Source organism: Rhizobium sp. L9 (genome assembly GCF_002531885.1).
Taxonomy (GTDB): Bacteria; Pseudomonadota; Alphaproteobacteria; order Rhizobiales; family Rhizobiaceae; genus Rhizobium.
On the sequence record NZ_NWSZ01000048.1, the window covers coordinates 17,036 to 28,695 of the forward strand.

10 protein-coding genes, 1 pseudogene and 1 riboswitch are annotated in these 11,660 nt (G+C 60.0%); of the genes and pseudogenes, 7 read left to right on the top strand and 4 right to left on the bottom strand.

What is annotated here, in order from left to right:
- The first annotated feature begins 56 nt into the window (after positions 1 to 56).
- From CO660_RS31030 to CO660_RS31055, 6 genes are all read left to right on the top strand, one after another.
- Positions 57 to 2,294: a heavy metal translocating P-type ATPase gene (locus tag CO660_RS31030; RefSeq protein ID WP_097601765.1), complete on the top strand. Its 2,238-nt coding sequence runs from the start codon at positions 57 to 59 to the stop codon at positions 2,292 to 2,294.
- 209 nt (positions 2,295 to 2,503) lie between these two features.
- A riboswitch (cobalamin riboswitch) is annotated at positions 2,504 to 2,728 on the top strand.
- A 260-nt stretch (positions 2,729 to 2,988) separates the two neighbouring features.
- Complete coding sequence (gene nrdH, locus CO660_RS31035) at positions 2,989 to 3,210, top strand: glutaredoxin-like protein NrdH (RefSeq protein WP_085779585.1); 222 nt, start codon at positions 2,989 to 2,991, stop codon at positions 3,208 to 3,210.
- A gap of 13 nt (positions 3,211 to 3,223) precedes the next feature.
- The gene (gene nrdI / locus CO660_RS31040) at positions 3,224 to 3,625 is read left to right on the top strand and encodes a class Ib ribonucleoside-diphosphate reductase assembly flavoprotein NrdI (protein ID WP_097601757.1); all 402 of its coding nucleotides are present in this window, start codon (positions 3,224 to 3,226) and stop codon (positions 3,623 to 3,625) included.
- Complete coding sequence (nrdE, locus tag CO660_RS31045) at positions 3,604 to 5,772, top strand: class 1b ribonucleoside-diphosphate reductase subunit alpha (protein ID WP_097601758.1); 2,169 nt, start codon at positions 3,604 to 3,606, stop codon at positions 5,770 to 5,772. Before nrdI ends, nrdE begins: the two co-directional genes overlap by 22 nt.
- A gap of 195 nt (positions 5,773 to 5,967) precedes the next feature.
- Positions 5,968 to 6,942 carry a class 1b ribonucleoside-diphosphate reductase subunit beta gene (gene nrdF, locus CO660_RS31050; RefSeq protein WP_097601759.1) on the top strand — a complete coding sequence of 325 codons (975 nt, stop codon included), beginning with the start codon at positions 5,968 to 5,970 and terminating at the stop codon, positions 6,940 to 6,942.
- A gap of 100 nt (positions 6,943 to 7,042) precedes the next feature.
- Complete coding sequence (locus CO660_RS31055; RefSeq protein WP_085780202.1) at positions 7,043 to 8,266, top strand: adenylate/guanylate cyclase domain-containing protein; 1,224 nt, start codon at positions 7,043 to 7,045, stop codon at positions 8,264 to 8,266.
- A gap of 5 nt (positions 8,267 to 8,271) precedes the next feature.
- Here the strand turns inward: CO660_RS31055 and queE are convergent, their stop codons facing one another.
- From queE to CO660_RS31075, 4 genes are all read right to left on the bottom strand, one after another.
- On the bottom strand, positions 8,272 to 9,000 hold the full coding sequence (gene queE / locus CO660_RS31060) for a 7-carboxy-7-deazaguanine synthase QueE (RefSeq protein WP_097601760.1): 729 nt from the start codon (positions 8,998 to 9,000) through the stop codon (positions 8,272 to 8,274).
- Entirely contained in the window at positions 8,997 to 9,353 is a 357-nt protein-coding gene (gene queD, locus CO660_RS31065; RefSeq protein WP_097601761.1) for a 6-carboxytetrahydropterin synthase QueD, read from the bottom strand. Before queD ends, queE begins: the two co-directional genes overlap by 4 nt.
- Positions 9,353 to 10,063, bottom strand: coding sequence for a 7-cyano-7-deazaguanine synthase QueC (gene queC / locus CO660_RS31070; RefSeq protein ID WP_097601762.1), 711 nt, complete (start codon positions 10,061 to 10,063; stop codon positions 9,353 to 9,355). Before queC ends, queD begins: the two co-directional genes overlap by 1 nt.
- An 87-nt stretch (positions 10,064 to 10,150) precedes the next feature.
- Positions 10,151 to 11,209 (bottom strand): LacI family transcriptional regulator, encoded by a 1,059-nt coding sequence (locus tag CO660_RS31075; protein WP_097601763.1) that lies wholly within the window; start codon positions 11,207 to 11,209, stop codon positions 10,151 to 10,153.
- A gap of 308 nt (positions 11,210 to 11,517) precedes the next feature.
- Between CO660_RS31075 and CO660_RS31080 the strand changes: the two are divergent.
- Positions 11,518 to 11,660: pseudogene (locus CO660_RS31080) on the top strand (sugar ABC transporter substrate-binding protein); the annotation flags it as partial.

The following is an 11,660-nucleotide window of genomic DNA, read 5'->3' on the forward strand; positions in this document are numbered from 1 at the left end:
ACCTCTAGTCGCTAGAGGATGTAGGAGGGATGCTTCTGTTTGACAAGGAAGCGGATATGGCTGAGACGAGCGAGACACGATACAGGGTCGGTGGCATGGATTGCGCCGCCTGCGCGAGCAAGATCGATACCGCAGTCAGGCGCATAGCAGGCGTTGCCGATGTCTCAGTCTCGGTGGTGACAGGCACCATGACCATCCGGCATGACGGCAGCAGCGATCTCAAGGCGGTCGAGAAGAAGGTGACGGGGCTTGGTTATTCCGTTTCGCCCTTTGCCGGAAATGCGACGCCTGCGCGTGAAGACCGCCGGCACCATCATCACGATCATGCCGCTCATGGCCATGGAGATCACGACCATGCCGGGCATGATCACGACCATGCCCATGACGAGAAGGAAATCGAAGGCTCGCATGGGCACGACGATGCACCGATGACCGGTCCCTGGTGGCGGAGCAGGAAGGGCCGGCTGACCATTTTTTCGGGTGCGGCGCTCGTTGCCGCCTATGCCGTCGGCCATCTGGTGCCGGCGGTCGCGTCCTACGCCTTCATCGTCGCCATGCTGGTCGGTCTGGCTCCGATCGCGCGGCGCGCTGTCATGGCGGCATTCTCCGGCACGCCGTTCTCGATCGAGATGCTGATGACGATCGCCGCCGTCGGCGCTGTTATCATCAATGCCGGCGAGGAAGCGGCGACGGTCGTATTCCTGTTTCTCGTCGGCGAGTTGCTCGAAGGCGTGGCGGCGGGCAAGGCGCGTGAAAGCATACAGTCGCTGACGGCCCTGGTGCCGAAGACCGCGCTGCTCGAAGACAATGGGCAGATGCGAGAGGTGCCGGCTGAAAGCCTTGCCGTCGGCACGGTTATCATGGTTCGCCCCGGCGATCGCATCTCTGCCGACGGCGTCATCGTATCAGGCGAGAGCGCGATCGACGAGGCTCCGGTGACGGGCGAGAGCACGCCGGTGCGCAAGGGCGTCGACGCCGTGGTCTATGCCGGTACGGTCAATGGCGATGCGGTGCTGAGGGTTCGCGTCACGGCGGCTGCTGCCGACAATACTATCGCCCGCGTCGTCAAGCTGGTGGAAGAAGCGCAGGAATCGAAGGCGCCGACGGAGCGCTTCATCGAGCGGTTTTCGCGCTACTACACGCCGGGTGTGGTCGTCGTTGCCGCGCTGGTCGCGGTCGTTCCGCCGCCGTTCTTCGGCGGCGCGTGGAGTGAGTGGATCTACAAGGGTCTTGCCATCCTGCTGATCGGCTGCCCTTGCGCCCTCGTCATCTCGACGCCGGCGGCGATCGCGGCTTCGCTGTCGGCGGGCGCGAGGCGCGGGCTGCTGATGAAGGGCGGTGCGGTCCTGGAGACGCTCGGCAAGGTGACGATGGTCGCCTTCGACAAGACGGGCACGCTGACGGAAGGCAAGCCTCGGGTGACCGACATCCTTTCCTTTGGATTGGGTGAGGCGCAGCTCCTGTCGCGCGCGGCGGTGCTCGAGCAGGGCTCCAGCCATCCGCTGGCACAGGCGATTCTCCACCGCGCCAAGGCGGACGGCGTGCCCGTGCCACCCGCCTTCGAGCTGGAAGCGCTGCCGGGCAAGGGTGTCACCGGCAAAATCGGCGGCGAGGCAGTTGATCTCTTGTCGCCGCCAGCCGCCCGCGAGCGGGCGGCACTTAACGCGGAACAGGAGGCGCGTATTGCAGGGCTCAATGATGAGGGCAAGAGCGTGTCGGTGCTGCTCGTCAATGGCGCTGCGTCCGGCCTGATCGCCATGCGCGACGAGCCGCGCGAGGACGCCGCGGCCGGGCTCTCGGCGCTCAAATTGGCCGGTGTCAAGGCGATGATGCTGACCGGCGACAACAAGCGGACGGCGGCAGCGGTCGCAGACATGCTCGGCATCGACTGGCGGGGCGAGATGATGCCCGAGGACAAGCAGCGGGTCGTCGGCGAATTGAAGCGCAAGGGCTTCATAGTCGCCAAGGTCGGCGACGGCATCAACGACGCGCCGGCGCTCGCCGCCGCCGACATCGGTATCGCCATGGGCGGCGGCACCGATGTGGCGCTGGAGACGGCCGATGCCGCCGTGCTGCACGGGCGCGTTGGCGACGTGGCGCGAATGATCGCGCTTTCGCAGCGGACGATGCGCAATATCCTCGAGAATATCACCATTGCACTCGGGCTGAAGGCTGTCTTCCTGGTGACCACGATCATCGGGATCACCGGGCTCTGGACGGCGATTCTCGCCGATACCGGAGCCACCGTGCTGGTTACGATCAACGCGCTCAGGCTGCTCCGCGTAGAGGAATAAATCCTTTCCTCTTCGGAGCGCCGATTAGGGCCGATCCGGAATCGAAAACCGCAGAGCCGGCTACAGGCCGGCTCTCGTCGTTCAGGCCTTCTCCACAGTTCGTTTTGTTTAAGACTTCATTATCCATGTTTTTCACAGGAACGCAGTGATTTCAAACCTGCCGTAACGCAACGCACAAACCATCCGTTGACGTGAATTTCGATTCGCGTACTATATCTAGTGTTCAAGGTTCCTTCGATTCGTGAGGATCGCGGGCTAAGACGGGAATACGGTGCGTCTCGCCATGAGGGTGGGGCAAGGCCGGAGCTGCCCCCGCAACTGTGAGCGGAGAGCAACTGTCCGATTTCGGGTCACTGGGGCATGATGCCTCGGGAAGGCTGGGCAGGTGCTTCGACCCGTGAGCCAGGAGACCTGCCTTGAATGAAACGTCCACGGGCGGGGTGTCCGGAAGGTCGCGTGCATGCAGCGGAATGATCCGCGCTGTTGCGCTGCCCCGAACGACCGCATGAGCACTTCGGGGTTTGAAGTCATGTCGAGAGCATCAAGGCCGGCGCCCGCGCACATCCTGCGAGGGACCAAGTCAGGCGTTTAAAGCGCCAACCTTGCCAGATCACTATCAAGCATTTCCCCGGACGCCGCATGGCGCCCGATCCCAGTCCTGCGTCCTGAATTCATTGACTTCACGAGGAACATGATGAGCGTTACCGTTTACAGCAAGCCGGCCTGTGTCCAATGCACGGCCACTTACCGCGCCCTCGATCGCCTGGGCGTGGATTATGAGATCGTCGATATTTCCGAGGATGCCGAAGCGCTCGATCGCGTGCGTGGCATGGGCTACATGCAGGTTCCGGTCGTCGTTGCCGGCGAGCAGCATTGGGCGGGCTTCCGCCCCGACATGATCAGCGCGCTCTCCTGACCGGAGAAAAGGAGTGGGGCTGATCGTCTATTATTCCAGCCGATCCGGGAACACCCATCGTTTCGTCGAGAAGCTGGGATTGCGCGCGGCGCGCATTCCCCTCGGCGCTGAGGCCATCCACATTCGCGAACCCTATGTGCTGATCTCGCCTACCTATTGCGGAAACGGCGGTAAAGGGGCCGTGCCCAAGCAGGTGATCCGCTTCCTCAACGAGGCGGAAAACCGCTCCAACATCCGCGGCGTGATTGCTGCGGGCAACAGCAATTTCGGCGAGACCTATGGGCTCGCCGGCGATGTCATCTCGAAGAAGTGCCAGGTGCCGTACCTCTACAGGTTCGAGCTCCTGGGAACTGCCGATGATATCGCCAACGTCAAAGACGGGATGGGACGATTTTGGACACGGGAACAAATCTGACGCGGGACGCGGGCGCAAAACCGCTGAAAGCGGCCGAAACACTCGACTATCATGCACTGAACGCGATGCTGAACCTCTACGACGACGAGGGAAAGATCCAGCTCGACAAGGATCGCGTGGCGGCCAAGCAATATTTCCTGCAGCATGTGAACCAGAACACCGTGTTCTTTCACAATCTTCGGGAAAAGCTCGATTACCTCGTCGCGGAGGGCTATTACGAGCAGGAGGTTCTCGACCAGTATTCCTTCAATTTCGTCCGCGACCTGTTCGATCAGGCCTATGCCAAGAAATTCCGGTTTCCTACCTTCCTCGGGGCTTTCAAATATTACACCAGCTATACGCTGAAGACCTTCGACGAAAAGCGCTATCTCGAGCGCTACGAAGACCGCATCTGCATGGTGGCGCTGGCTTTGGCGCGCGGCGATGAGGCCCTTGCTCGCGACATAGTCGACGAGATCATTTCCGGCCGCTTCCAGCCGGCAACGCCCACCTTCCTCAATGCAGGCAAGAAGCAGCGCGGCGAACTCGTTTCCTGTTTCCTGCTGCGCGTCGAGGACAACATGGAATCGATCGGCCGGTCGATCAATTCGGCGCTGCAGTTGTCGAAACGCGGCGGCGGCGTGGCCCTGTCGCTGTCCAATATCCGCGAGGCGGGCGCGCCGATCAAGCAGATCGAAAACCAGTCCTCCGGCATCATCCCCGTCATGAAGCTCCTGGAAGACAGCTTCTCCTATGCCAATCAGCTCGGTGCGCGGCAGGGGGCGGGTGCGGTTTATCTGAACGCCCATCATCCCGATATCATGCGCTTTCTCGACACCAAGCGTGAAAACGCCGATGAGAAAATCCGCATCAAGACGCTGTCGCTCGGCGTTGTCGTGCCCGACATCACCTTCGAACTCGCCAAGAACAATGAGGACATGTACCTGTTCTCGCCCTACGACGTGGAACGGGTCTACGGCGTGCCTTTCACCGAGATTTCGGTGACGGAGAAGTACCGGGAAATGGTGGCGGACGCCCGCATCTCGAAGAAGAAGATCAAGGCGCGCGAATTCTTCCAGGTCATCGCCGAAATCCAGTTCGAAAGCGGCTACCCTTACATCATGTTCGAGGACACGGTGAACCGCTCGAACCCGATTGCCGGGCGCATCTCCATGAGCAACCTCTGCTCGGAGATCCTGCAGGTGAGCGAGGCGAGCGACTATCATGACGACCTTTCCTACAAGCATCTCGGCAGGGATATTTCCTGCAATCTCGGCTCCCTGAACATTGCTGCGGCGATGGATTCGACCGACTTCGGCAAGACGATCGAGACCTCGATCCGGGCGCTGACAGCGGTGTCCGATATGAGCAATATCTCCTCGGTTCCTTCAATCGAGAAAGGCAATGACGAGAGCCATGCGATCGGCCTCGGGCAGATGAACCTGCACGGATACCTCGCCCGCGAACGCATCTTCTATGGCTCTGAGGAAGGCGTCGATTTCACCAATATCTATTTCTATGCGGTGACCTATCACGCGCTGCGTGCCTCCAATCGTCTGGCGGTCGAGCGTGGTGTGAGCTTCAAGGGGTTCGAGAATTCGAAATACGCTTCAGGTGACTATTTCGACAAATATACCGAGCAGGAATGGAAGCCGGCGACCGAAAAGGTGCAGGCGTTGTTCGACAAATCGGGCATCCATATTCCGACACAGCAAGACTGGGTGGCGCTGAAAAAGGCGGTGATGGCCTCAGGCCTCTATAACCAGAACCTGCAGGCGGTGCCGCCGACGGGCTCGATCTCCTATATCAACCACTCGACTTCCTCGATCCATCCGATCGTCTCGAAGATCGAGATCCGCAAGGAAGGAAAGATCGGCCGCGTCTATTATCCGGCGCCGTTCATGACCAATGACAATCTCGACTACTATCAGGACGCCTACGAGATCGGGCCGGAGAAGATCATCGACACCTATGCGGCAGCGACCCAGCATGTCGACCAAGGCCTGTCGCTGACCCTGTTCTTCCGTGATACGGCGACGACGCGCGACATCAATAGGGCGCAGATTTACGCCTGGAAGAAGGGCATCAAGACGATCTACTACATCCGCCTTCGCCAGATGGCACTTTCGGGTACGGAAGTGCAGGGGTGTGTGTCGTGTACGTTGTGATTTGATTTCGCTTGTGAGCACTGCCCCTCACCCTAACCCTCTCCCCGTTCTGACGGGGAGAGGGGACTCGCCAGACGAGCCGGCAATAAAGACGGATAAGGGTGCGGCATACCCCCTTCGCCCCGCAAGCGGGGAGAAGGTGCCGGCAGGCGGATGAGGGGCAAATCCGGATACATTCCTCAAGAGGACCACCTTATGAACATACAACTCAAGCCAGCCTCGCGCGTGCGCGCCATCAACTGGAATCGCATCGAGGACGACAAGGATCTCGAGGTCTGGAATCGCCTCACCGGCAATTTCTGGCTGCCGGAAAAGGTGCCGCTGTCGAACGACATCCCTTCCTGGGCGACGCTGACGGCGGCCGAGCAGCAGCTGACCATTCGGGTCTTCACCGGATTGACGCTGCTCGACACGATTCAGAACGGAGTCGGCTCCATCAGGTTGATGGAGGATGCGGCGACGCCGCATGAGGAGGCAGTGCTTTCCAACATCTCCTTCATGGAAGCGGTGCATGCCCGTTCCTATTCCTCGATCTTCTCTACGCTGTGCTCGACGCCTGATGTCGATGATGCCTATCGCTGGTCCGAGGAGAATGAATTTCTTCAGCGCAAATCAGCGCTGGTCATGGAGCAATATGCCTCCGGCGACCCTTTGAAGAAGAAGGTCGCCAGCGTCTTCCTGGAAAGTTTTCTTTTCTATTCCGGCTTCTATCTGCCGATGTACTGGTCGAGCCGCGCCAAACTCACCAACACGGCCGATATGATCCGGCTCATCATCCGGGACGAGGCGGTGCACGGCTATTATATTGGTTACAAATTTCAGCGCGGGCTGGAACGGCTTTCCGAAGAGCTCCGTCAGGAGATCAAAGATTTCGCCTTCGACCTGCTGCTCGACCTCTACGATAACGAGGCGAGATATACCGAAGCGCTCTATGACGGAGTCGGACTGAGCGAGGACGTCAAGAAGTTCCTCCACTACAATGCCAACAAGGCGCTGATGAACCTCGGCTACGAAGCACTGTTTCCGGCCGAAGCCTGCAAGGTCAATCCGGCGATCTTGTCGGCGCTGTCGCCGAATGCCGACGAGAACCACGACTTCTTCTCCGGCTCGGGGTCCTCCTATGTCATCGGCAAGGCCGTGGCCACCGAAGACGAGGACTGGGATTTCTGAGACTTAATTGCAGTCTCCCCTTATCATTTGCTTCGCCATCGACCACATTCACGGAAAATGAATTCGGTGTTCGTCGGTGATGCGGCGTAGTGGGGTTTCGATGTCCTCTTTTTTGAACAAGGCCGGGGCTGCCGTTGAAACGGATGACGGCGCCTGGCCGATCCGCCGGAGGCGGATCCTCGACTGGCTGGTGAACGAGACGCGCGGCGAGCGCTTCATCGACAACATCCTGGTGGCAATGTGCGAGAAGCTTTTGGCAGCGGGGGTGCCGGTGGCGCGCGCGACGCTGCATTTCAGGACTAACCATCCGCAATGGATCGGCGCCCGCATCCTTTGGAAAGAGGGCATGGCGGAAGCGAAAATCGACACATTCGCCTATGGTGTCGAAACCACGCCGGAATTCTTGAAGAGCCCGGTTAACGCGATCCATCAGGGTGCGGAGGAGTTTCGCAAACAGTTGGAAGGTGCAGCCGAAGACGACGAAGATAGTCTCTTTCAGGAATTGCGCGACGACGGCCTCACGGAATACATCGCCTGGCCGATCGAGCATACTTTCGGGAAACGTCACGTCGTGACATTTTCCACATCTCGGCCGGGTGGTTTTACGGGCGAGCATACTGATTTCCTGCGCGATCTCCTGCCGGCGCTGACCCTGGTCAGCGAGATCAGGCTGAAGAACATCATGGCACGCACGCTGCTGCAGACCTATGTGGGACCGCACGCGAGCGAGCATATCCTGTCAGGTGTCACGACCCGCGGCAGCGGCGCGACCGTCGGCGCAGCCATCATGATCTGCGATCTGCGCGATTTCACGGCGATCTCCGATCTCTGGCCGCGTGATGACGTCATCCACCTGCTGAACGATTATTTCGACGCCATGTCGGATCCGATCGAACGACATGGCGGGGAAATCCTGAAGTTCATGGGAGACGGGCTGCTGGCAATCTTCCCGCTAGCCAAGGAGACGGCCTGCCTCGATCTGCTGCAGGCGATCCGCGAAGGGCAGGCGTCGATGGCCGAGCTGAACGAGGAGCACCTGCGCACGGGACGGGAACCGCTGCGCTACGGCGTCGGTGTGCATGTCGGCGATGTCATGTACGGCAATATCGGCTCGCGCCGGCGGCTGGATTTCACCGTCATCGGCCCGGCGGTCAATGTCGCCTCGAGGCTGGAAAGCCTGACCAAGGAGGTCAAGCGGCCGGTGCTCTTGTCGCGGGCCTTCGTCGAAATGGCGGGCTGCGCCAAAGACATGGACAGTCTCGGCACCTTCCCGTTGCGCGGGCTCGGAGAGCCTGTCGATGTCTTCGCTTTTCCGGAACCATAGCGGGCTCAGACGCCGCGCTTGTTTCCCCAAAGCAGCACGTGCAGTTGCGGCAGGACGCGCGGCGCAAACCATTGGTCGACTGTCACCTTCTCGACAAGCCAATGCATGCGATCCATCACGCCGTCGATATCGATGCGCGCGTCGTCGTCATCGGGGGGCGGCGGTGTATGGTTGCCCGGCTGAAGGTACAGGGGAATATAGGGATAGCGCTCGCCCGCCTCTCGGGCGAACGCATAATCGGCATCGTCGAAGACGACGATTTTCAAAGCGATCTCCGGTCCGCCGGCGGACAGCCGAAGACAATTGTCGACCTGCTCCCAGTCTGTCTGCATTCCGCTCGACGGCGGCTTGGGACTCAAGACCAGCGTATCGAGATCGCGAAACCAGTTCCGGGCGACACTTCCCTGAGTTTCCAGCGCGAAGCGGTATCCCTTGGCATGGCCGAGTTCGATCAGCGGCCCCAGCGGCTGGATCGCCGGATTGCCCCCCGAAAGGGAAACCGTCAGCGGTCTGCTTCCGGAAAGCCTGGTGACCTCCTGCCAGATCGCCTCGACAGACATCGGCATCCATTGATCCCTGAACGCGCTATCAACTGCATGAAGGCTATCGCACCAGGAGCAGCGATAGTCGCAACCGCCCGTCCTGACGAACACCGTCGGCAGGCCGATCAATGCGCCTTCGCCCTGTATGGTCGGACCGAAGATCTCGCTGACGCGTATGGTCTCAGCGCTCATGGTCTGTACTCCGCCCAGGTCTTCGGCGTTTCGCTGACGCGGACGGACGAAGTCTCGGGGAAGCGCTGCTTGCACCAGTCGTAGAAGTGCTTGGCCAGGAACTCGGAGGTGACTTTCGAATGACCGAACACGTCGTTCAGATGTCGATGATCGAGAGTCTCGTCGATATAGCTTTTGAGCGGCGAGAGGTCGTGATAGTCGCGAACGAAGCCGTCGTCGTTCAGGGTTTCGGCAGAAAGTTCGATGACGACGATATAGTTGTGACCGTGGAGTCGGGCACATTGATGATTGGCCGGCAGATGATCCAACTGATGCGAGGCGGAGAGATGAAATTCCTTGGTGATGCGGTACATCAACGCACCTCCGTCGCGGCAAATTGCGACACCGCCGCTTTCCAGAAGTCGCGATCCTCGTATTCCGTCGGATCGGCGACACCGGCAAGGTGGAAGGCTTCGCGGCGTTCGACGCAGGTTCCACAGCGCCCGCAATGGAGACTGCCGCCCTTGTAACAGGACCAGGTTTCCGCGAAAGGCGTGCCGTGTTTTGCGCCATCGGCCACGATGTCAGTCTTGGAAATCTCGACATAGGGTGCGAGCAGCTTGACGCTGGCATAACCGTCCAGCGCTTCGTTCTGCATGCGCTGGAAAGCATCGATAAAGCCCGGCCGGCAGTCGGGATAGATGAAGTGATCGCCGCCATGCACGGCGACGGCGACCGCATCCGCTTTCTGCGCGGCGGCCAGGCCGAAGGCGATGGCCAGCATGATGGCATTGCGGTTGGGTACCACGGTGGCCTTCATTGTTTCCTCGGCGTAGTGGCCGTCCGGAACCTCGACATTGTCGGTCAGGGCCGATCCGCTGAGATGGCCGCCGATGGCGGCGATGTCGATAATATGATGGGGGACGGCAAGGCGCGCGGCGCATCGGGCGGCAAAGTCGAGTTCCTTGCGATGCCGCTGGCCATAGTCGAAGGAGACGAGACCGATAAGCTGCTCTTCCGCCGCCATCCTGTGGGCAAGCGAAACGGAGTCGAGTCCGCCGGAGCAGACGACGATGGTTTTCATATTTTGGATTCCCTTGTTTTGACCGGGTGGGCTGCGACCGGATTACACGCGCGCTTCTACGCCAAATCACGCTTCATGAAAACAGTTTTAGCGTTGACCGATCGGAAAGTTGATCTGCGGCGGCAGAAGAAGCTGCAAATTCTCCGCGTCGGGATTGTTGATGCGATGCAGCAGCATGCGGCCGAGATCCTCTCCCGCCGCCGTCAGATCCTCATGGATCGTATCGACCTTCGGCTGCAACTGAGTGAGAAGGCGCGATGTCTCCTTGGCGACGATATCGTAGTCGGCCGCGAGCGTCTGCCCGGCATCGCTCATGCCGCTGATGACGGCAAGCGCCGAAACTTCGCCGGGGCAGATGAAACCATCGGGAGCCCCCGGCGCGGTGGCGCGGCCGCGGATGAAGTCGCGCAGCACATCCGCCGGCGTGTCGAGATCGACGGTCTCGGGGATTTCATAGGCGACGCCGGCCTGCCGTACCGCCGTCATGAAGCCGTGCAGGATATGTTGGCAGAAGGTCAGCCGTTTCGGCGGCAGGATCACCGCCACCTTGGTGCGGCCCTTGGCGATCAGCCGGCGTGTCGCTTCATAGGCAAAGGTGAAGTTGTCGTAGTCGACATAGGGATGCTGCGTCGAAAATTCCGTGCGGCCGTGACAGATGAAGGGAAAGCCGGTTTCGAGCAACAGGCGGACGCGGGCATCGAGCGGCTCGGTCCGGGTGAAGATCAGCCCGTCGGCAAGGTGGTTGCGGATGATGTATTCGGCGGCTTCGACATTGGTTGTCGACAGGAAGTTCGGAGCGACGACAAGATGGTAGGACGTCTCTTTCAGCGCCTTGGCAATGCCGTACATGATCGAGGTGCTGAAGCCGACCACCTCCTCGTGGGAATCAAGCAGGATGGCGACGACGTTGGTGCGGCCTGTCTTCAGACGCTGCGCCGCCCGATCCGGGAGATAGCCGATTTCGCGAGCGATACGGTGCACCCGTTGGCGTGTCTCGAGCGAAATCTGCGGCGCATCGGAAAGCGCGCGCGACACCGTTGTCACCGCAAGGCCGGCGATCGTGGCGATCGTTCGCAAGGTCGGCTTGCCGCGCTTGGGCGTAATATCAACATTTTCGCCGCGATGCGGCCGGGACGGTTCGGTCACTCTAGGCTTTCCATGCTGGAATTGCCGATACAATAACATGATGACTCGGGTTCGCAATCTGAGGAATGAAAACGTTTTAAATTTTAACACCTCATTATCCTTTCGGATTATTTGACTATAATTCAACGTGTTATGCGAATAAGCATATTTTTCTCGGGTGTCGAGAAAGGGCTTGACGACCAAAGGCTTATAACGTTTTAAATTGTTAACCGCGCGGAGGAGCGCGGCTTCATGCCGACCGCCGCAATGGCGGAACGCATCTGGTGGCGGGGAGGGTCCCGCTGCCGATTTCAAACGGGAGGAAATTCATGCGCAAGTTCATGAGCTCGGCAGCTGTCGCTGTCGTGATGCTGGCTGGTTTGGGTGCGGCGCAGGCTGCCGACGTCAAGGAAGTGCAGATGCTGCACTGGTGGACGTCTGGCGGCGAGGCGGCCGCGTTGAACGTTCTTAA